The organism is Micromonospora sp. NPDC047730, from assembly GCF_043204765.1.
Lineage (GTDB): Bacteria > Actinomycetota > Actinomycetes > Mycobacteriales > Micromonosporaceae > Micromonospora.
In genome coordinates this window covers 253790-273998 of sequence record NZ_JBIDCU010000003.1, presented here as the reverse complement: position 1 = coordinate 273998, position 20209 = coordinate 253790, and the positions used below count along the sequence as shown (strand labels likewise).

The window sequence follows — 20209 nt, the reverse complement described above, 5'->3', positions numbered from 1 at the left end:
GAGGAACGGGAGCCGCAATGGTGCTCGCAGCGGTGGCAGACCCGCCGGTACGGCGGGGCAGTGACTACTCGCAGTTGTCCCGACGGATCAGCGGGGCGGGGCTGCTGGAGCGGCGCCCGGGCCGGTACGTGACGCGGATCGTGCTCACCCTGGGCGTCTTCGCGGCGGGCTGGGCCGCGGTCGGGCTGGTCGGGGACTCGTGGGCGCAGCTCCTGGTCGCCGTGTTCCTGGCCGTCGCCACCACGCAGGTCGCGTTCCTCGGCCATGACGCCGGCCACCGGCAGATGTTCCGCCGGCGCGGGCCGAGCGAGGCGGTGGGCCTGCTCACCGGCAACCTGGCGGTGGGGCTCAGCTACGGCTGGTGGGTCGACAAGCACAACCGGCACCACGCCAACCCGAACCACGAGGACGAGGACCCGGACGTCGGGGCGGGCGCGCTGGTCTGGACGTACGAGCAGGCCGCCGCGACGCGCGGCGTCAACCGCTGGCTCGCCCGTCGGCAGGCGTGGCTGTTCTTCCCGATGCTGCTGCTGGAGGGGCTCGCCCTGCACGTGGCGAGCGTGCAGGCGGTCGTCGGGCGGGAGCCGGACGGCGGGTTCCGCACCCCGATGCGGCACCGGAGGGTGGAGGCGCTGCTGCTGGGCCTGCACGCGGTGGGCTACCTCGGCGGGCTGCTGCTGGCGATGTCCCCGGGCAAGGCGCTGCTGTTCGTCGCCGTCCACCAGGGGCTCTGGGGCCTCTACATGGGCTGCTCGTTCGCCCCCAACCACAAGGGGATGCCGATGCCGACCGCCGACGACGAGCTCGACTTCCTGCGCAAGCAGGTGCTGACCTCCCGCAACGTCCGGGGTGGCCGGTTCGTCGACGTCGCGCTCGGCGGGCTTAACTACCAGATCGAGCACCACCTGTTCCCGAACATGCCGCGGGCGAACCTGCGCCGGGCCCAGCCGATCGTGCGCGCGTACTGCGTCGAGCGGGGCATCCCGTACGCCGAGACGGGGCTGGTGGAGTCGTACCGCCAGGCGCTCGCGCACCTGCACGAGGTGGGCCGGCCGCTGCGCGGCTGAGACGCGCGGCGGGGGCGGCGCCGTCCGGCGCCGCCCCCGCCTCCGTGCGGTCGGGCTCAGGACCCCATGGACTCGATCAGCTCCTGCGGGGCCTCCTGCGTCTCGCTCGCGGCGGGCTTCTTCACGGTGACCGGGGCGCCGAAGTCCGAGTAGGTGGTGGTCATCATGCCCAGCGACTCGTGCAGCACGCTGGTGTCGATGGCGAACTCGACGAGCCGGCCCTGGTCGTCCACCTTGGCGGTGAACGGGACGGCCTTGGCCTTCTCGCCGAGGGCCTTGATGGACGGGTCGTCGGCCTTCGTGCGGGTGTAGTCGAGGGTGCCGGCGTAGCTGCCGGTGCCGGTCTTCTCGACGTCCACCACGCTCTCGATCATCTGCTTCGCGCCGCCCGGGTCGCCCTCGGGCATCAGGTTGAACTGGCCGCTCTTACCGAGCTTGGTGGTGTCCATGTGCAGCCACTTCTTCGGCATCCCCTGCATACCGGTGATCTTCAGGTAGGCGTCGTCGCCGAGCAGCAGGATCCGGAAGGTGCCCTCCGCGCCCAGCTTCATCGTCATGTCGCCGGTCTTGGTGGCCGGGTCCATCACGCCGCTGCCGTTGACGACCGCCGACTTCAGTACCATCCGGACGCTCTGCTGGTTGAGCTTCTGCGCGGCGGCGGTCAGCTCGGCGCGGGCGTCCGCCGGGGCCGAGCTGGCGGGTGCCGCGCCGGTGCCGTTGCCGGCCGGAGCGTCCGCGTCCGTCTTCGTGCCGCACCCGGTGAGACCGAGGCTGAGCGCGGCGACGATAGCGACCCCCGTGGTCGCCAGCCGTCGAGTGTTCATGCTGAGAATCTCCTCTGGCAGGGTGGGCCGGGGGCGACGCCGGTCGCGGCCCGGCCGGGCCGCCGGTCAGCCTAACGTCCGCCGGCCACAGCCGCGGATCTATGTCCCGTCCGGCCGCCCGCCGGGTGGGACACACCTCCCGCCGCTGGTCGGCGTCGTTCCGACCCCTCCCGGTAGGGTCTCCCCATGGCAGACGTGCTCACCGCCGAGGCGGTGCGAGACGAGCTGGGCGGGCTGACGGGCTGGTCGGGAGACCCGACCGGGATCACCCGCACCGTGGAGCTGGCCAGTTTCCCGGAGGCCATCGCGGTCGTCGACCGGGTCGCCGTGACGGCGGAGGAGCTGGACCACCACCCCGACATCGACATCCGCTGGCGCACCCTGACGTTCCGCTGCGTGACGCACTCGGCGCGCGGGGTCACCCGGCGTGATCTGGAACTGGCCCGGCGGATCGACGAGATCGTGGGGAGCGTCCGATGAGATTCGAGATCAGCAAGGTGCTCGACGCCATCGAGGGGCGGGTCTGCACCGACCCGTCGCTGGCCCGGGCCGTCCTCGACCTGGCCGAGGTGATCCGCTACCAGGACCTCGACGGCGGCCGGCCGGCCAGCCTGCTCCGCCTCGGCATGGTGATCGACGCCCTCGCCCGGGAGCTGGAGGAGGACAGCGTCCCCGTCTACGCGGTCGTCCACCGGGCGCTGCTCTCCGACGCCGACCTCACCTCCAACGAGCGGATGGTGGTCCGCCGGTGGGCCGACGACGGGCTGGTCGAGGTGCTCGACAACCCGGGCGACCGGATGCTGGAGGTGGCCGACCTGCTCGGGCTGCCGGTGCTCACCCGGGTGCGGACGGACGGCCTGCGCGGGCGCTACCCGTGGCTGGTCGAGCAGCCCGGCCGCGTGCTGGCCCCGGTGCCGGGCGCCGGCGGGCCGGCCTTCGTCGCCCACGTCGGCGGCGGGCACACCCCGGTCGCCGGCGACCGGTCGCCGGCCGGCGTGAAGCTGCTCTCCCGGCAGTGGCGCTGCCCGGAGCCGGGCTGCGCGCTCTTCGGCGGCGGGGGCGGCGGATCCTTCGCCGACCTGGCCCGGGTGGAGCGCAGCCCCGCCGCCCAGCCTCCGCCCTCCCTGCGCGGTGGCGCGCCCACCTGCCCGCGGCACGGCGCCCGGCTCGGCGACGCCGGTCCGCGACCGCGCAGCGAGGTCCTGGCCGTGCGCGTCGGCGGGCTGATCCGGCGCCGCTTCGTGCTCACCGAGGACCAGCCGGCGCTGGTCGGCCGGGCGCCCGACCAGGCCGGCGGGATCGTGCTCGGCCAGTGGCTCAACGACGAGGCGCGCCGTTGGATCAGCCGCAGCCACCTCCGGTTCGAGCTGCGGGTCGGCGAGGTGATCGTGACCGACGTGAGCACCAACGGCTCCGGCATCCGGCCGGGCGGGTCGATGGCGGAGAGCGACCGCGTCCCGCTGGCGCCGAAGCAGTCGCGGGTGGTGGCCGAGGGCGACATGGTCGAGCTCTACCCGGGGGTGCAGATCGGCCGGCCCGGCGAGCTTCCCGCCGGCGCGCCGTACACGCCGAACTCGGTGATGGCCGAGGCCCCCACGATGGCGATGCGCCTGCCCCGCTGACTGCCGGGAAACGACGGCGGGCGCCGGGACCGTGTCCCGACGCCCGCCGCTGTCGTACGGGGTCAGCCGGCCAGCACGGCGGCGAGCTGGGCCACCGCGTGGTCGATCTCCTCTTCGGTGATCACCAGCGGCGGGGCGAGCCGGATGGTGGAGCCGTGGGTGTCCTTGGCCAGCACGCCGCGCTCGGCGAGCCGCTCACAGGCCTCCCGGCCGCTCATCAGCGCCGGGTCGATGTCCAGCCCCGCCCACAGTCCGCGGCCCCGCACGGCGACCAGGCCCTTGCCGACCAGCGACTGGAGGCCGGCGTGCAGCCGGGCGCCCAGCTCGGTCGAGCGGCGCTGGAACTCGCCGGTGGCCAGCAGCCGGACCACCTCGGTGGCGACCGCGCAGGCCAGCGGGTTGCCGCCGAAGGTCGAGCCGTGCTGGCCCGGCTTCAGCACACCCAGCACGTCGGAGTTCGCGGCCACCGCGGAGACCGGCACGATGCCACCGCCCAGCGCCTTGCCGAGCAGGTACATGTCCGGCACGACGCCCTCGTGCTCGCAGGCGAAGGTGGCGCCGGTGCGGCCCAGGCCGGACTGGATCTCGTCGGCGACGAAGAGCACGTTCCGCTCGGTGCAGACCCGGCGTACGCCCGGCAGGTAGCCCTCCGGTGGCACGACGACGCCCTGCTCGCCCTGGATGGGCTCGAGCAGCACCGCGACGGTGTTCTCGTCGATGGCGGCGGTCAGCGCGTCCAGGTCGCCGTAGGGCACGACCGTGAAGCCCGGCGTGTACGGCCCGAAGTCGGCGCGGGCGTCCTCATCGGTGGAGAAGCTGACGATGGTGGTCGTGCGGCCGTGGAAGTTCCCCTCGGCGACCACGATGTTGGCTTGGCCCGGCGTCACGCCCTTGACCTGGTAGCCCCACTTCCGGGCCACCTTGATGCCGGTCTCCACCGCCTCGGCGCCGGTGTTCATCGGCAGTACGAGGTCCTTGCCGCAGAGCTCGGCCAGCTCCCGGCAGAAGTCGGCGAACTGGTCGTGGATGAACGCCCGGCTGGTGAGGGTCAGCTTGTCGAGCTGCGCGTGCGCGGCCGCGACGAGCTGCGGGTGCCGGTGCCCGAAGTTCAGTGCCGAGTAGCCGGCCAGGCAGTCGAGGTAGCGCCGGCCGTCCACGTCGGTCAGCCAGGAGCCCTCGGCGGAGGAAATGACCACCGGCAGCGGGTGGTAGTTGTGCGCGGTCCACCGCTCCGCGTCGCGGACCGCCTCCGGCGTCCGCAGCATGTCCTCGATCACTTGCTCGCCTTTCCCTGACGGAGTCGCAACGTGCAGCACTTCGGCCCGCCGCCGGCCTTCCGCAGCTCGGACAGGTCGACGCCGATGGTCTCGTAGCCCCGGTCGCGCAGCTTCGCGGCCAGGCCGATGGCCTGTGCGGGCAGCACCACGTGCCGGCCGTCGCTGACCGCGTTCAGCCCGAAGACCTCGGCGTCGGCCAGGGTGGCGTGCACCGCGTCCGGGAAGAGCCGGCGCAGCACGGCCCGGCTGCCGGGCGAGAACGCCTCCGGCAGGTAGGCCACGGTCCGCTCGTCGAGCACGGTGAGCGCGGTGTCCAGGTGGTAGAAGCGCGGGTCGACCAGTTGCATGGTGACCACCGGGTAGCCGAAGACCTCCTGGAGCTGCGCGTGCGAGGCGTGCGCGGTGCGGAAGCCGGTGCCGGCCAGCAGGAAGTCGCCGGCCAGGAGGATGTCGCCCTCGCCCTCGTTGACGTGCTTCGGGTCGTGCAGCTCGAAGCCGGCGGCCTCGAACCAGGCACGGTACGCGGGGGCCTCGTCGGCGCGCTGCGGGTCGCGGAACTGCACGGCCATCGCCTTGCCGTCGATCACCGTGCCGCCGTTGGCGGCGAAGACCATGTCGGGCAGCCCGGGCACCGGAGTGATCTCCTCGACGGTGTGGCCCAGGTCCCGGTAGATCTGGCGCAGCTGCTCCCACTGCCGGACGGCGAGGTCGGCGTCGACCGGGGCCGTCGGGTCCATCCACGGGTTGATCGCGTAGTCGACGGCGAAGTACGTCGGCCGGCACATCAGGAAGCGCTGGCTGGTGGCGTCCATCGTCATTGTCCTGCTCCCAGGGGGTCGGGCGCGCCCCGGCCATCTTCGACCCACGGGGCTGGCGCCGTCCGTCAACGCTATGCGGGCCGGGCCGACAGGATCCACCGGTGATGGTTGCGTGGGGCGGAGGATCGTTGCGTATGAGACCGCGCCGCCGTCGAATCGTTGCGTCCTGGCGGGAGAGGGTCGCGGTCGCCGCCCGTTCGTCCGTCGGCCGCCCGGATCCCCGACCCCGGACGCACTTCGGGGGCGGCGAACCGCCGCCCCCGAAAGGATGTGCCCGGCTGGTGAACCACCAGGCTGGTCGGGCGTCGCCGATGAACCACCGGCACTGCCGGCGCACCGCCGGCGAGCCCGACAGTGCCCGCTACAAGCGGTCCGCAAACTGTGAGTCGAGCCACTCCCGCAGGCGCCCCACCCAGTCGCCGTCGGTGGTCGGCCAGTCGAACCGGCCGGTCATCGCGAGCACGCCCAGGACCACCGCGCCGAGGCCGAACGCGATGCCCAACAGGGCGTCGGTCTTGCCCGCGATGTGCCGGCGTCGGGTGGCCACGAGACCCAGCACGGCGAGGACCGCACCGACCGCACCGAGCCCGATGCCGTACCCGGCGAGGGTGCCGGTGAGCACGAAGAGGGCGCCGGCGACGCCGACGACCAGGCCGAGCGTGGCGAGCAGGCTGGCCCGGGGCTTCGGGCGGGCGACCACCGGCCGCTCCGGGGCGCGGTCGGCGACGCCGTCGCCGTCCCGGTCGACGGGGTGGTCCACCGGGAGATCCCGGTCCGGCCCGGCGGCCCGCGCCGCCGCCGCGTCCCGGTCCAGGTCGACCGTCCGGCCGTCGACGGTCCGTTCGAGGGCCGGGTCCGCGTCGATGATCCGGGGGTTGCGCCGGGTGTCGTCGTCGGCCGGCCGGGCGGTGGCCGCCCGCGCGACGGCGGCGCGCTCGGCCGCCCGCCGCTCGGCGTCGCCGCCCCGCCCGCCGGGTCCGGTCGCCCGACCGTCGGCTCCGGCCGCGGCGCTGCTGCGGTAGGTCGCCTGGTCGCTCTCCCGGTCGGTCACCACCGGGCGGTCGGCCCGGCCCGTGTCCTCGGCCCGGTCCCGGCCGATCGCGTCGTCGTCCGTCGGCGCCGGCTCCGTCCGGCGCGACAGGGAAGGAATCTTGACCACACCACACCTCCTGATGAATGCGCGGCGGCCGATGGAGCGGGTGGCGCCCGCGCGGTAACGAACCCGAGGTACCCAGCCGCGACCTCCGCGACACCCGGCCGCGTCGGCCCCGGCCCCGTCCCGGCTACCGTTGCCGTCGTGCCTGAGGGACACACCATCCACCGACTCGCCGCGCGGCACGCCGAGCTGTTCGCCGGCGACAAGCCGCACGCCGCCAGCCCGCAGGGCCGCTTCGCCGAGGGCGCGGCCCGGCTCACCGGCACCGTGCTGGAGGCCACCGAGGCGTACGGCAAGCACCTGCTGCACCACCACGCCGGCGAGCTGACGCTGCACGTCCATCTCGGGCTCTACGGCAGGTTCACCGACGGCGCGGGGGAACCGCCGGAGCCGGTCGGCCAGGTGCGACTGCGGCTGACCAGCGACCGGCACTGGCTCGACCTGCGCGGCCCGACCGCCTGCGAACTGCTCACCCCACCCGAGGTGGCGGCGCTGCGCGGCCGGCTCGGCCCCGACCCGTTGCGCGCCGACGCCGACCCCGACCGGGCGTACGCCCGGATCTCCCGCAGCCCCACGCCGCTGGCTGCGCTGCTGCTGGACCAGTCGGTGGTGGCCGGCACCGGGCTGATCTTCGTCACCGAGGCGTTGTTCCGGGCCGGGCTGCCGCCGACGCTGCCCGGGCGGCGGCTGCCCCGCGCCGGCTGGGACGCACTCTGGGCCGACCTGGTGACGCTGATGCGGCTCGCCGTCACGCGCGGCCGGATCGACACCGTCCGCGACGCGCACCTGCCCGAGGCGATGGGCCGCGCCGCCCGGGTCGACCGGCACGGCGGCGAGGTGTACGTCTACCGCCGCCCCGGCGCGCCCTGCCACGTCTGCGGCACGCCCGTGGGCCGGGGCGAGCTGGCCGGCCGCAACCTCTACTGGTGCCCCACCTGCCAACCGGCCTGACGCCCGCCGCGCTCACCCTGGGCCGAGCAGCCAGCGGACCACCTCGACCTGTCGCGGGAAGACCTGCCCCTCGCCGATGCTCCACGCCAGCGTCTGCCCGACCGTCCAGCCCCGCACCCGCTCCCGGTCCAGCCCCAGTTCCGCGCTCAGCCGGTCCAGCCGGTGCCGGACGGCGTCCGGCGAGTGCCCCAGCTCCGCCCCGCGCACCAGCGGCACGACGCCGAACTCCCGCTCGCCGGCCAGTGGCTTCGGGTCGATCACCAGCCACGGCTCCCGGGCCGCCCGCAGTACGTTGCCGGCGTGCAGGTCCTGGTTGACCAGCACCTGCTCGCCCTGACTGCCGACGAGGTCGCCGAGCAGCCCGAGCGCCGCGTCGAGGAGCCGCCGCTCGTACGGCCGGCCGGCCCGTTCCCAGTTCACCGGCAGCCGCTCGCACCACCCGGCGGCCTCCTCGGCGAGCGGGGTGAACGGTGGGCCGGCCGGTCGCCACAGCCGGGGCAGCAGCCCGACCGCCACGTCCAGCGCCGCGTCGGCGGGCAGCTCGTGCAGCGGCGTGCCGGGCACGCACCGCTCCACCAGCAGCGCCCGCCGCTCCGGGTCGTGCGCGAGCAGCCGGGCCGCCCCCGCCCCGGCCCAGTGTTCGAGCGCCGTCGCCTCGTGCACGCTGTCCGGGTCCGGGTACTGGAGCTTGAGCACCGCCGGCGTGCCGTCGGGCAGCGTGGCCGGCAGGGCCAGTGACGCGAAGGCGTACGGGTAGGGGCGTCCCACCCGCAGGTGCCAGCGTTCGACGCACTCCGCCAGCCGGGCTGGCAGCACCGCCCGCCACGCCCGGCCCGCCTCGACTTCCTCGGTCCAGCGCAGCCCGTCGGGGATCTCCAGGTCCACGGCCATCCGGTCATCCTCGGCCACGCCGGCTTGTCGCGTACAACCGTTTCCGGGCCGGGGCCGTCTGGAACAGGGAACCCCACGGAGGTGGCCGGATGCCGGACGCATCGGACCAGGAATACATCGAGTACGTCACCGCACGCCTGCCGGCGCTGCGCCGGCTCGCGTACGCGCTCTGCGGCGACGCCGACCAGGCCGACGACCTGGTGCAGGAGACCGCGACCCGGCTCTATCGGCGCTGGGCGCGGATCGGGGAGGTCGAGCAGCTCGACGCGTACGTCCGCACGGTGCTGGTCCGGCTCTTCCTGGACACCCGACGGCGCGGCTGGTGGCGGGTGCACCTGTTCGGCGGGCCGCCCGACGTCCGGTCCACCGAGGACCGGGGCGCCGAGGAGCGGACCGTGCTGCGCGAGGCGCTGGCCCAGGTGCCGCCACGCCAGCGGGCCGTGCTGGTGCTGCGGTTCGTGCACGACCTGCCGGTCGACGAGGTGGCCCGGACGCTGGGCTGCTCGGCCGGCACGGTGAAGAGCCAGACCTCGCACGGGCTGGCGGCGATGCGACGACTACTCGGCGGCCGGGAACTGGCCAGTCGGGCCGGAGGGGAGCGGAGATCATGACGATGGACGAGGAGCGCGTCACCGACCTGCTGCGTCGGCTCGACGACGAGCCCGACGGGCCGCCCCGGATCGATGTGCCGGGGGCGATCCGGGAGGCGCGCCGCCGCCGGCGCAACCGCCGGGTGGCGGTGGCTGGCGCAGCCGCGTTCGGCGTGCTGGCGGCTGCCGCCCTGCCGGCGGCCCTGCACGGCGGCGACGGGGCGACCCCTGCTCCGGCGGGAGTGAGCGTCAGCCCCGTGCCCCCCACCCCGAAGCCGTCGCCGCCCGGCCCGTGGCAGGGAAAGTGCGAAGCCGCGCTACTGCCGGCGCCGGACAGTGCCGCTCCCGGGAGCGAGGTCACCGGAGGTGACCCCGACGGCCGGTGGCTGGTCGGCCACCTGAGCCCGAACGGGTCGCCGGACCACCGCGTGCTGGTCTGGGACGCCGGCCGGGCCCGGGAGGTCGAGATCCCTGGCACGTACCAGGAGTTGCGCGACGTCAACCGGGCCGGCCTGGCGGTGGGCTCGACGAGGCGCATTGGCGGAGGGCTGGAGGCGTGGGCGGTACGTGACGGCCAGCCTGTACGCCTGTCCGTGGTCGGCCCCGGGGCGGCGAGGGCGGTCAGCGACGCCGGCCGGATCGTCGGCTACCGGACCGACGGGACCGGGCCCGGGGGCTTCCCGAGGTGGCGGCCGGTGGTCTGGGACTCGTACGAGAGTCGGGCGGTCGACCTACCGCTGCCCGGCCCGCAGTGGGAGGGAACAGCCGTCGGCATCGACGAGGACGGCACCATCTTGGCCACCATGACCAACGGAGATCTGCATCAGCCTCCGCGCGCCGTCGTGTGGCGGCCGGGCGCGACCCAGCCGGAGGTGGTGCCGCTGCCCCGGGTGCCTGGCGGGGTCGCCTTCCAGTTCCTGCCCGTCTCGCTGGCAGGGGGCTGGGTGACCGGGAGCGCCGGCCGGGAGACGAAACCGGGAGAGCCGGGCACCTCGACGGGGTACAAGGTGCGGATCAATCTGCGGACCGGGCAGTCGGAGGTGCTGTCGGCCGACGTGGGTATGGCAGCCGTAAACAGTCGGGGTTGGATAGCCGGTGTGCTGCCATCCCGGGTCCCCGCCGTGGCCACCGGTACGACAGTGGTGAAGCTGCCCGGGCCGGACGGTAAGACCGGTGCGCGGGGCTGGGTGCGGAGCATCAGCGATGACGGGCGCGTGGTCGGCGGGCAGCTCTACCTGAACAACAGGGGCTGGGCGGTGCGCTGGACCTGCCGCTGACGGGCCGCCGGCCTGCCGCTGACCGGTCCGGGGGCGGTCCCGCACCGCCCCCGGACCGGAGCATCTCAGCGCAGCCGGCGGATGTCGCCGTACGCCCGGTAGAAGCCGCCCCGGCCGGATTCGCGGACCTGGGTGACCAGGTAGCGCGCGCCCGGCTCGCGGATGCCCTTGGGGAACTGCACCGACCAGTCCGGGCGGTAGCCGGGGGAGAGCACGTGCACGCGCAGCCGGCCGCGGTCCTCGACGCACTGCACCACCACGCCGCCGTCGACGTCGCTGGTCACCTCGACCGTCGTCCACGCCGCCGGCTCCGGCAGCCGGGGCGGGGCCTTGACGTCGACCACCTCCGGCACGCTGCCGGCCTCCGCCGCCCGGATCGCCGGCTCGCTGGCGTCGACGCAGGCCAGGTAGCCACCGGTGGTGACCACGTAGAGGCGCTCCTCGTGGTACTGCATCGAGTAGGCCGAGCCACAGCCGGTGCCGAGCTTCCACAGCCGGTTGCCGGCCGCGTCGAAGCAGTAGATCGAGGACTGGCTGTCACCGGCGAAGACGAACCGGCCGCCCTCGGCCGTGGCGCAGGAGAAGACCGGGGCGTCGCACCGGTAGGTGCGCTCGGTGCGGCCGTCCTTCGCCAGCCGCACCACCTCACGGGTGCCGGTGCCGGCGAACACCGCGCCGGGCTCCTGCCAGCCGAAGAGCACCGAGCCGGTGCGGGTGTGCCACAGCTCCTGCCCGGTGCGCCAGTCGTAGCCGGTCACCCCCTGCGAGTGGCCGTGGTAGACCGCGTCGGCGTCGCAGCGCACCATCCAGGCCGACCGGCCGCGCCCCGCCCGGCGCCAGAGGAACTCGTCCTCGTGGTCGACGGCGGCGATGCCGCCGTCCGCGTCGGAGACGCCGAGCACCCCGTCGTGGATGTCGAGCCAGTAGATGTCGATGTCGGGGGCGATCGCGTACGCCACCCGGGGCACCTTGCCGGACAGGTCGTAGACGTTGCCGTCGTCGCACCCCGCGTAGATCCAGGCGTCGTCGGCGACGATGCACTTCACTCCGTCGGGGAGGCGGACCTGGTCCAGCACCCGGGCGTCGTGACCGAGGGTCGTGATGACCCCGCGCTCGTTGCCGACCATGCAGGTCTGCCCGTCAACGAAGATGCCGAAGGCCGGGGCGCCGGAGTCGTAGCGCCAGAGCACCGGGGCGGTGCGGGCGGTGGATCGCGTGCTGACGATCTGTCGCCGGGAGACGGCGCGCTTCTGCCGTGCGCCGCGCACGGCCGGCGCGTATCCCTTGCGGACCTTCTCGCCGATCTTCTTGGCGGCGGCCGCGCGGGCCCGGGCGTTGTCCGGGTATGCCGTGGTCTTGACCTGGCCCTGGTCGCCGATCCGGCCGTAGCGGACGGTCAGCGCGGCGTCGTCGACCACGACCTCGTAGAACTTGTGCGCGCCACCGTCCGCTTCGGACAGTTCGAGGTAGGTCGTCTCCTGCGACAAGGGGGCCTCCGAGGGGTCAGCGACCGGCCCGACGTGGCCGGCGCGGCGACAGCGGGCACACGGTAACCGCCACCCCCGACAAGGATCGACCGCTTGGTAAGGAAGGGCCCCTTCCTAACCTCAGGTGTTAGGAAGGGGCCCTTCCTCTACCTCAGGCGTTAACAAGGTGCCCTTCCTTACACCTACCGGCGGGAGACGGTCAGGGCGTCGACGGCCTTGCGGGCGGCGATCAGCACCGGGTCCCAGACGGGGGCGTACGGCGGGGCGTAGCCGAGGTCGAGGGCGGTCATGTCGTCCACCGTCATGCCGTTCCACAGTGCCACCGCGAGCGTGTCGATCCGCTTCGCGGCCTCGGACCAGCCGACGATCTGCGCTCCGAGCAGCCGGCCGCTGGGCTTCTCCGCGATCAGCTTGACCGTCATCGGGCGGGAGCCCGGGTAGTAGCCGGCGCGGTTGGTGGACTGCGCGATCACGGAGACGAACTCGAAGCCGGCCGCCCTGGCGTCCCGCTCGCGCAGCCCGGTGCGCCCCACCTCCAGGTCGCAGACCTTGGTGACGGCCGTGCCGATCACGCCGAGGAAGGTGGCGTACCCGCCGCCGATGTTGATGCCGGCCACCCGGCCCTGCTTGTTGGCGTGGGTGCCCAGCGGCACGTGCACCGGCATCCCGGTGACCCGGTGCACGGTCTCCACGCAGTCGCCGGCGGCCCAGACGCCCGGTACGCCGGGCACCCGCATCCGGCGGTCCACCCGGACCCCGCCGGTGACGCCCAGCGGCAGGCCGGCGGCCTCCGCGAGCGCGGTGTTGGGGCGTACGCCGAGACCGAGGACGACCAGGTCGGTGGGGATCGGCCCCTCGGCGGTGACCACCGCGGAGACCCGGCCGTCGGTCTCCTCCAGCCCGGTGACGGCGAGGCCGGTGCGGATCGTGATGCCGATCGCGCGCATCGCGTCCGTGACCAGCTCGGCCATGTCCGGGTCGACGGTGGACATCGGCTGCTCGGCCTGCTCCACCAGCGTGACGGAGAGCCCGCGCTGGATCAGCGCCTCGGCCATCTCCACGCCGATGTAGCCGCCGCCGACCACGACCGCCCGGCGCGGCCGGGGCTCGGACTCCAGCCAGGCGCGCAGCGCCGCGCCGTCGTCGAGGGTCTGCACGCCGAACACCCCGCCGGTGCCGGCACGCGCCCAGTCGGGCTTCGTCGGCACCGCGCCGGTCGCGTACACCAGGGTGTCGAACCGCTCGCGGACCTCGCCGCCGTTCCCGAGGTCCCGCGCGACCACCTCGCGCCGGTCGAGGTCGATGGCGGTGACCTCGTGCCGCATCCGGACGTCGATGGCGAACTTCTCCCGGAACGTCGCCGGGTCGCGGGCGATCAGCTCGTCCCGCTCGGGCACCAGCCCGCTGATCCAGTAGGGGATGCCGCAGGCCGAGTACGACGTGAAGTGCCCGCGCTCGAACGCGACGATCTCCAGATCGCCGCGGTCGCGGCGGCGGCGCGCCTGGGACGCCGCCGCCATGCCCGCCGCGTCTCCACCGATGACGATCAGCCGTTGCGCCACGGGGACCATCCTGTCACGGGCGAGCCGCCCCGCGGGTCTGTCGCGCGACGTCGGAGACCACGTCCACGAGCGTGCCGCCGCGGGCGAGGACGGCGCGCTGCCGGGCCGCCCCGCTGCCGTGCCGGCGCAGCCCGCCGACCAGGTCGGTCACCTCGTCCAGGTCGCCGTGCCGCTCCAGCGCCGGGCACAGCCGCTCGACGAGCTGGTCGAAGAGCTCCCACGCCGGGCGCAGCTCCCCGTCGGTGAGGTCGACGCCGTCGCCCTCCAGCCCGTCGTGCGCCGCCCGCCAGTGCGCGGCGACCAGCAGGTGGTGGTCGGTGCGGATGGCCGGCCGGCCGGCGGCCATGTCGTCCAGCGCGGTCGCCACCATGGCCCGGACCAGCGCGGCGACGAGCACCGCGTCGTCCACGGACGGGCAGACGTCGCCGATCCGGATCTCCACGGTCGGGTACCTGGCCGACAGCCGGGCGTACCAGTAGAGCATCCCCTCGTCGAGCATCACGCCGCTGGCGATGAGCTGCCGGATCAGCCGTTCGTAGTGCTCGTGCGACTTCAGGAACGGGGTGGGCGCCACCGACGGCCAGTGCTCCCACTCGATCGACCGCCAGCTCGCGTACCCGGTGTCCTCGCCCTTGGCGAACGGGGAGTTGACGGTCACCGCGTGCAGCACCGGCAGCCAGGGCCGGACGTGGTTGAGCACCTGCACCCCGGTCTCCGCGTCGGGCACCCCGACGTGCACGTGCATGCCGTTGTTGCCGGGACCGGGGACCAGCAGGCGGAACCGCTCGACCATCCGGTCGAAGCGCGGCTTGTCGACCACCGGGGGCACCGGCCCGTCGACCGGCCCGGTGCCGATGGCGAGCAGCCGTACGCCGGCCCGCTCGGCGGCGTCGGCGAGCGCGGCCCGCAGCACCCCGAGGGAGTGCCGGATGGAGGAGAGTTCCAGGCCGGGCGGGCTGCCGATCTCGATCTGGCTGGTCTGGAACTCCCGCTCCACCTGGCCGCGCAGCTCGGGGGGCACCTGCTCCATGACGAGGTCGACGGCGGGCACCGCGGCCCCGGTGTGCGGGTCGACGAGCAGGAACTCCTCCTCGACACCCACCGTGAGCAGATCCGTCCCCTCGGCCGTCGCGCTCGGGGCCTCCGCCACCTGGCCGGTCATCGCCACCACCGTCCGTTCGCGCCCGGTCGCGGTCTGTCCGTGCCGGGTCGGCCAGTGGTTACCCACCGTGCCGACGCCGGGAAACGCGCCCCGGCGCGTCGCCCGGCGTGTCGCCCGTCGCGTAGCGGGCCCGCCCGGCACCGCCGCCGGCGGCAGGCCGCGCGGGGCCGGTGCCACCGCTGCCGGCGGCACGCCGCGTGGAGCGGTCGCCGGCGGTCGTCCTCGCCGCCGGGCGTCACCGTCGGCGGTCGTCCTCGCCGTCCTGCACCATGGCGCGGACCCGGCGCAGGGTCGCGTCCTGGGCCAGGATGGCCTCCCGCCACCGGTCCAGCGTCCGGCGCAGGTCCCAGACCGTGGCCCGGAGCTGCTGCACCTGTTCGCGGGTCGCTTCGAGTTGCGCCCGGGTGACCAGGGCGGTCTCCTCCAGCTCGGCGACCCGGGTGCGCAGCGGCTGCACCAGCGTGAGGGCGGCGTCGGTGAGGGTGTCGGCGGCGTCCGCCTTGAACTTGCCGCGCTGCACCACGACGGTCGCGATGGCGGCGAGACCGCCGGCGCCGCCGAGGACCCCGAGGATGGAGAGCAGGACCTGTACCCACTGCGGTGCGCTCGGCGCGGACGCGTTCACGTCCCACCTCCGGTGGAAGCCACGCCGCCGTCCAGCCCGACGGGCTGGGCCGCCTGGGCGGCCCGGGTGAGGGCGCGCAGGTCGCGCACGATCTGTGCGGCGCGCCAGCCCGAGCCGATGGACACCGCCCCGACGAAGGAGGTCGCGGCGACCCCCTGCTGCCCGGCGACCACCGCCACGGCGACGGCGTACATGCCGGTGATCGTGCCGAGCATCAGCACCGAGGCGAGCTCGGTGCCGAGGGCGGTGGAGAGCCGGCCGGGCCAGAAGATTCCGAGCAGCCCGGCGACGCCGGCGACGACGAGACCGAACTCCCACCCCACCTGGATGGGGCCCGGCATCGCCACCTCCACCGACTGCGGCCGGACGCCCAGCGAGATCAGGAGGACCCCGCACACGGGGGCGGTCACCATGACGGCGATCTCGAAGGGCTGGTGCCGCGGGCGGATGCGGTTGTGGGGCACGGTGGCTCCTTGGTGGTGGCCCACCACCTCGTCGAGGCGGCCCGTCGGGCCGGGCGGGCGCCCGGCCGTGAGGGGGTGTGCCGGGAGGGCCCGCTCCCGCTGGCCCGGTCGGCTCGGCGGCCTGCCCGACGGGTCGGGCGGCGCATCGGTGACCGGGAGTGACGACAGGCCGGCGTTGGCCCGTCGATGCCCCAAGTCGTACCACTCCCACGGAGGCTCCGTCCACCCCGGATCTGTCGTAAAACAGCAGGTCAGAGCGTTCGGGAGTCGCCGATCGGGCCGGTCGGCGTGACAGCGGGCCCTAGGCTGGTCGGCGTGCCGGGAGCGTGGCGGGTCGTGCTGGGGACGTGGGCGTACGCGCTCACCCACCTGGCCCTGCTCGCCGACCGTCCGGCCGGCCTGCTCGCCGGGGCCGCACTGACCGCCGTCGTGCTGCTCGCCGCCGTGCTCGCGCTGCACGCGGCGGTCGGCGTCGGCGCTCCCCGGGCCGGCCGCGCCGCCGCCCTGCGGGCCCGGGCCCGCCGTCGCCGGGTGCCCCGGCAGGTCGATCCGGACGCCGCCGGGCGTCCCCGCCCCCGGGCGCCCGGGGCCGTTCCCTCGGCCGCGTAGCGCCGCCGCCGCGCGGCCGATTCCGCCGTCACCCGAGGCCCGGCGACGCCCTGTCGTCCCGTCGGGCCGTCACCCGGAATCGGAACGAGGGGTCACCATGCTCGCCTTCGCACCACTGCACGACGCCGTCGGCGCCGCCGGCAGCGCGCTCTCCTGGCTCACCACCCTGCTCGAACCGCTGGCCGGCGGCGCGGCCACCGCCGCCGCGATCGTCGTCCTCACCGTGGCCGTCCGGCTGCTGATCTCGCCGCTGACCCTCGCGCAGGTTCGCGGGGAGCGGCGTCGCGCGGCGCTCGCCCCCGAGGTCCGCGACCTTCAGCGGCGGTACGCGCACGACCCCGCCCGGTTGCAGGGCGAGTTGTTCGCGTTCTACCGGGCCAACGGCGCCAGCCCGGTGTCCGGCTGCCTGCCGATGCTGCTCCAGGCGCCGGTCCTGCTGGTCATGTACCGGCTCTTCACGACCGTCGACGGCGGCACGGGGCTGCTCGCCGAGCGGCTCGCCGGGGTGCCGCTGGGCCACCACCTCGGCGACGGCCTGGGCGGCGCGGTGCTGCCGCTGTTCGGCGTGCTGCTGGCAGCCCTGCTCGCCCTCGCGTGGTGGACGTCGCGGCGGATGCGGCGTGCCGCGGCCGCTACCGGCACGGTGGCCGGTGCACCGACGGAGGGACCGGGGGCCGCGGTGCTCGGCCGGCTGCTGCCGCTGCTGCCGTACGCGACCGTGCTGGTGGCGCTGGTGCTGCCGCTGGCCGCGGTGATCTACCTGGTCACCACGACCGCCTGGTCGGCGCTGGAGCAGGCGGTGCTGCGCCGCCCGCAGGCCGCGCCGGCGGACATCGATCGACATTGACATCTGTCGGGTCGGCACGTACAACTCGTGAGAGAGCGCTCTCTCGACCCGTCCCCGCAGAGAGGCACGTCCATGACACCTGCCCCGGCGGCCCCCGCCGCCCCGCCCCCACGACGCCGGCCGGCCCTGGCGTCGGCACTGCTCGCCGTTGTCGCCACCACCGCCCTGGCCGGGGTGACCGTGACCGCGAACGCCGCCGTGCCGGCGCCCGCACCCGGCTGGAGTCTGGTGTGGAGCGACGACTTCACCGGCGCGGCCGGCACGCTGCCGTCCGCCGCGAACTGGATCATCGACACCGGCACCAGCTACCCCGGCGGACCGCCCAACTGGGGCACCGGCGAGATCCAGACCTACACCGACAGCACCGCGAACGTCAGCCACGACGGCGGCGGCAACCTGCGGATCACCCCGCTGCGCGACGCCTCCGGCCGCTGGACCTCCGCCCGCATCGAGACCGTGCGCAGCAACTTCAAGCCCCCCTCCGGCGGCGTGCTCGCCATCGAGGGCCGGATCCAGATGCCGAACGTGACCGGGGCCCAGGCGGCTGGCTACTGGCCGGCGTTCTGGGCGCTCGGCTCGCCCTACCGGGGCAACTACCAGAACTGGCCGAGCATCGGCGAGTTCGACGTGATGGAGAACGTCAACGGGATCAACTCGGTCTGGGGCGTGCTGCACTGCGGCGTGGCCCCCGGCGGGCCGTGCGACGAGTTCAACGGCATCGGCGCGTCCCGGGCCTGTCCCGGCAGCACCTGCCAGTCCGCGTACCACACCTACCGCTTCGAGTGGGACGCCTCGGTCAGCCCCCAGCAACTGCGCTGGTACGTCGACGGCCAGCTCTACCACACCGTGAGCCAGTCCCGGGTCGGCGAGCCGTACTGGTCGCAGATGACCGGCCACGCCGGCTACTTCCTGCTGCTGAACGTGGCGATGGGCGGGGCCTTCCCGAACGGGGTGGCGGGTTCGGCCACGCCGACGGCCGCCACCGTCTCCGGCCGGCCGATGCTGGTCGACTACGTGGCCGTCTACAGCCGGGGCGGCGGCACCACCCCGCCGCCGACGACCCCGCCTCCCGGCGGGGTGCGGGATGCGTACGCGACGATCCAGGCGGAGTCGTTCAGCGCGCAGAACGGAGTGATCGTCGAGGCGTGCGCCGAGGGCGGCCAGAACATCGGCGCGCTGCGCAACGGCGACTGGGTGCGGTTCGACAACGTCGAGTTCGGCGCCACCCCGCCGCGCGACTTCGTCGCCCGGGTCGCCTCCGGCGCGGCGGGCGGGGTCAGCGGCCTGGTGGAGGTCCGGCTGGACAGCCCGACCGGCCCGCCGATCGGCAGCTTCGCGATCGCCAACACGGGGGGCTGGCAGAGCTGGCGCTCGGTGCCCGGCAACGTCGCCGGCCCGACCGGCCGCCGGACGGTCTACCTGACCTTCACCAGCGGCCAGCCCGCCGACTTCGTCAACGTCAACTGGTTCACCTTCCGTCGTTGAGCCGCGGGGAACCCGGGCGGTCGCCGCCCGGGTTCCCCGCCCCGCCGCCCCTGGACAGAAACAGTTAACAGTCCTAATAATAGGCGTCAATGTCGATGCCAATGGATGTCGTCCGGGTGTGGAGGGTGCTGTGAAACGATCCAGGTCTCTGGTGTTGTCGCTGGTCACCGCCGTGGTCGCGGCGGTCGGGGCGGTGTGGGTGGCGATGCCGGCGTTCGCCGCCGGGGCCACCGCGAGCTTCGTGAAGACGTCCGACTGGGGGTCGGGCTGGGAGGGGAAGTACACGATCACCAACGGCGGCGGCACCACCGTCGACGGCTGGGCCGTCACCTTCGACCTGCCGGCCGGGACGACCGTCGGCTCGTACTGGGACGCCCTGCTGACCTCGTCGGGCCAGCGGTACACCTTCACCAACCGGTCCTGGAACGGCAGCATCGCCCCGGGCGCCTCCGTCTCGTTCGGCTTCCTGGGCAACGGGCCCGGCGCCCCGGCCAACTGCCAGCTCAACGGCGCGTCGTGCGGCGGCGGCACCGCCCCGCCCACCACCGCACCCCCGACCACGCCGCCGCCGACCAGCCCGCCGCCGAACACCGGGCTGCCGAAGCACATCCTCACCGGGTACTGGCACAACTTCGACAACCCCGCCGTGGAACTGCGGCTGCGCGACGTGCCGAACGAGTACGACGTGGTCGCGGTCGCGTTCGCCGAGGCCACCGCCACTCCCGGCGCCGTCACCTTCGCCGTCGACCCGGGGCTCTCCGCCGCCCTCGGCGGCTACACCGACGCGGACTTCTCCGCCGACGTGCGCACCCTCCAGTCCCGGGGCAAGAAGGTGATCATCTCGGTGGGCGGCGAGACAGGCCGGGTGGCGGTCAACGACGCCGCCTCCGCCGCGGCGTTCAGCGACAGCGTGCACGCCCTGATCCAGCGGTACGGCTTCGACGGCGTCGACATCGACCTGGAGAACGGGCTGAACCCGACCTACATGGCGCAGGCGCTGCGCTCGCTGCGGGCCAAGGTCGGCAGCCGGCTGATCATCGCGATGGCCCCGCAGACCATCGACATGCAGTCCCCGGGCAGCAGCTACTTCAAGCTCGCGCTCGACATCAAGGACATCCTCACCGTCGTGAACACCCAGTTCTACAACTCGGGGGCGATGCTCGGCTGCGACCGCAACGCCGCGTACGCCCAGGGGACGGTGAACTTCGTCGTCGCGCTGGCCTGCATCCAGTTGGAGGCCGGGCTGCGTCCCGACCAGGTCGGCCTCGGCCTGCCGGCCGGACCCGGCGCGGCCGGTGGCGGCGTCGTCGCGCCGAGCGTGGTGAACGCGGCACTGGACTGCCTGGCCCGCGGCACCAACTGCGGCAGCTTCCGCCCACCGCGCACCTACCCGGGCATCCGCGGCGCGATGACCTGGTCGGTCAACTGGGACGTGACCAACGGCAACGCCTTCGCCCGCACGGTAGCCCCCCACCTCGCCACCCTGCCCTGACGG

The 20209-nt window shown here is 74.3% G+C and carries 20 protein-coding genes; 10 read left to right on the top strand and 10 right to left on the bottom strand.

Annotated elements, in window-relative coordinates; genetic code table 11:
• Window positions 1-17 precede the first annotated feature (17 nt).
• Window positions 18-1067 carry a fatty acid desaturase family protein gene (locus tag ACGF5G_RS10570; RefSeq protein ID WP_393261156.1) on the top strand — a complete coding sequence of 350 codons (1050 nt, stop codon included), beginning with the start codon at window positions 18-20 and terminating at the stop codon, window positions 1065-1067.
• Window positions 1068-1123: 56 nt separating this feature from the next.
• Here the strand turns inward: ACGF5G_RS10570 and ACGF5G_RS10565 are convergent, their stop codons facing one another.
• Window positions 1124-1891, bottom strand: a complete 768-nt coding sequence (locus ACGF5G_RS10565; protein ID WP_393261154.1) for a hypothetical protein — start codon at window positions 1889-1891, stop codon at window positions 1124-1126.
• A 186-nt stretch (window positions 1892-2077) separates the two neighbouring features.
• On the opposite strand from ACGF5G_RS10565, the gene ACGF5G_RS10560 reads away from it, so the two are divergent.
• Entirely contained in the window at window positions 2078-2371 is a 294-nt protein-coding gene (locus ACGF5G_RS10560) for a 4a-hydroxytetrahydrobiopterin dehydratase (RefSeq protein ID WP_357459411.1), read from the top strand.
• Window positions 2368-3513, top strand: coding sequence for an FHA domain-containing protein (locus tag ACGF5G_RS10555; protein WP_393261151.1), 1146 nt, complete (start codon window positions 2368-2370; stop codon window positions 3511-3513). The genes ACGF5G_RS10560 and ACGF5G_RS10555 overlap by 4 nt, the downstream gene beginning before the upstream one ends.
• 62 nt (window positions 3514-3575) lie before the next feature.
• Here ACGF5G_RS10555 and rocD read toward each other — a convergent pair whose 3' ends face one another.
• The 3 genes from rocD to ACGF5G_RS10540 form a co-directional block, all read right to left on the bottom strand.
• Entirely contained in the window at window positions 3576-4790 is a 1215-nt protein-coding gene (gene rocD, locus ACGF5G_RS10550; protein WP_357698084.1) for an ornithine--oxo-acid transaminase, read from the bottom strand.
• Window positions 4787-5602 carry a dimethylargininase gene (gene ddaH / locus ACGF5G_RS10545; protein WP_393261672.1) on the bottom strand — a complete coding sequence of 272 codons (816 nt, stop codon included), beginning with the start codon at window positions 5600-5602 and terminating at the stop codon, window positions 4787-4789. Before ddaH ends, rocD begins: the two co-directional genes overlap by 4 nt.
• 367 nt (window positions 5603-5969) lie before the next feature.
• A complete protein-coding gene (locus ACGF5G_RS10540) occupies window positions 5970-6767 on the bottom strand; it encodes a thrombospondin (RefSeq protein ID WP_393261148.1) in 798 nt (265 codons plus the stop codon).
• A 138-nt stretch (window positions 6768-6905) separates the two neighbouring features.
• Between ACGF5G_RS10540 and ACGF5G_RS10535 the strand changes: the two genes are divergently transcribed.
• The gene (locus ACGF5G_RS10535; RefSeq protein WP_393261145.1) at window positions 6906-7715 is read left to right on the top strand and encodes an Fpg/Nei family DNA glycosylase; all 810 of its coding nucleotides are present in this window, start codon (window positions 6906-6908) and stop codon (window positions 7713-7715) included.
• Window positions 7716-7727: 12 nt separating this feature from the next.
• Here the strand turns inward: ACGF5G_RS10535 and ACGF5G_RS10530 are convergent, their stop codons facing one another.
• Window positions 7728-8606: an aminoglycoside phosphotransferase family protein gene (locus ACGF5G_RS10530; RefSeq protein WP_393261143.1), complete on the bottom strand. Its 879-nt coding sequence runs from the start codon at window positions 8604-8606 to the stop codon at window positions 7728-7730.
• 89 nt (window positions 8607-8695) lie between these two features.
• Between ACGF5G_RS10530 and ACGF5G_RS10525 the strand changes: the two genes are divergently transcribed.
• Window positions 8696-9217, top strand: coding sequence for a SigE family RNA polymerase sigma factor (locus tag ACGF5G_RS10525; RefSeq protein WP_393261140.1), 522 nt, complete (start codon window positions 8696-8698; stop codon window positions 9215-9217).
• A complete protein-coding gene (locus tag ACGF5G_RS10520) occupies window positions 9214-10473 on the top strand; it encodes a hypothetical protein (protein WP_393261139.1) in 1260 nt (419 codons plus the stop codon). Before ACGF5G_RS10525 ends, ACGF5G_RS10520 begins: the two co-directional genes overlap by 4 nt.
• Window positions 10474-10538: 65 nt before the next feature.
• Here ACGF5G_RS10520 and ACGF5G_RS10515 read toward each other — a convergent pair whose 3' ends face one another.
• The 5 genes from ACGF5G_RS10515 to ACGF5G_RS10495 form a co-directional block, all read right to left on the bottom strand.
• Window positions 10539-11960 (bottom strand): WGR domain-containing protein, encoded by a 1422-nt coding sequence (locus ACGF5G_RS10515; protein ID WP_393261136.1) that lies wholly within the window; start codon window positions 11958-11960, stop codon window positions 10539-10541.
• Window positions 11961-12142: 182 nt separating this feature from the next.
• Entirely contained in the window at window positions 12143-13522 is a 1380-nt protein-coding gene (locus tag ACGF5G_RS10510; protein ID WP_393261134.1) for an FAD-dependent oxidoreductase, read from the bottom strand.
• Window positions 13523-13535: 13 nt separating this feature from the next.
• Window positions 13536-14684 (bottom strand): glutamate--cysteine ligase, encoded by a 1149-nt coding sequence (locus tag ACGF5G_RS10505; protein ID WP_393261132.1) that lies wholly within the window; start codon window positions 14682-14684, stop codon window positions 13536-13538.
• Window positions 14685-14919: 235 nt separating this feature from the next.
• Window positions 14920-15267 (bottom strand): hypothetical protein, encoded by a 348-nt coding sequence (locus ACGF5G_RS10500; RefSeq protein WP_357698929.1) that lies wholly within the window; start codon window positions 15265-15267, stop codon window positions 14920-14922.
• A 38-nt stretch (window positions 15268-15305) separates the two neighbouring features.
• Window positions 15306-15773, bottom strand: a complete 468-nt coding sequence (locus ACGF5G_RS10495) for a hypothetical protein (protein ID WP_393261130.1) — start codon at window positions 15771-15773, stop codon at window positions 15306-15308.
• 315 nt (window positions 15774-16088) lie between these two features.
• Here ACGF5G_RS10495 and ACGF5G_RS10490 point away from each other — a divergent pair, with 315 nt between their 5' ends.
• From ACGF5G_RS10490 to ACGF5G_RS10475, 4 genes are all read left to right on the top strand, one after another.
• Window positions 16089-16382, top strand: a complete 294-nt coding sequence (locus tag ACGF5G_RS10490; RefSeq protein ID WP_393261128.1) for a DUF6412 domain-containing protein — start codon at window positions 16089-16091, stop codon at window positions 16380-16382.
• A 97-nt stretch (window positions 16383-16479) separates the two neighbouring features.
• Window positions 16480-17229 (top strand): YidC/Oxa1 family membrane protein insertase, encoded by a 750-nt coding sequence (locus ACGF5G_RS10485; protein ID WP_393261125.1) that lies wholly within the window; start codon window positions 16480-16482, stop codon window positions 17227-17229.
• A 72-nt stretch (window positions 17230-17301) separates the two neighbouring features.
• A complete protein-coding gene (locus tag ACGF5G_RS10480) occupies window positions 17302-18714 on the top strand; it encodes a carbohydrate-binding protein (protein ID WP_393261122.1) in 1413 nt (470 codons plus the stop codon).
• A gap of 130 nt (window positions 18715-18844) precedes the next feature.
• The gene (locus ACGF5G_RS10475; RefSeq protein ID WP_393261120.1) at window positions 18845-20206 is read left to right on the top strand and encodes a chitinase; all 1362 of its coding nucleotides are present in this window, start codon (window positions 18845-18847) and stop codon (window positions 20204-20206) included.
• Window positions 20207-20209: the final 3 nt, after the last annotated feature.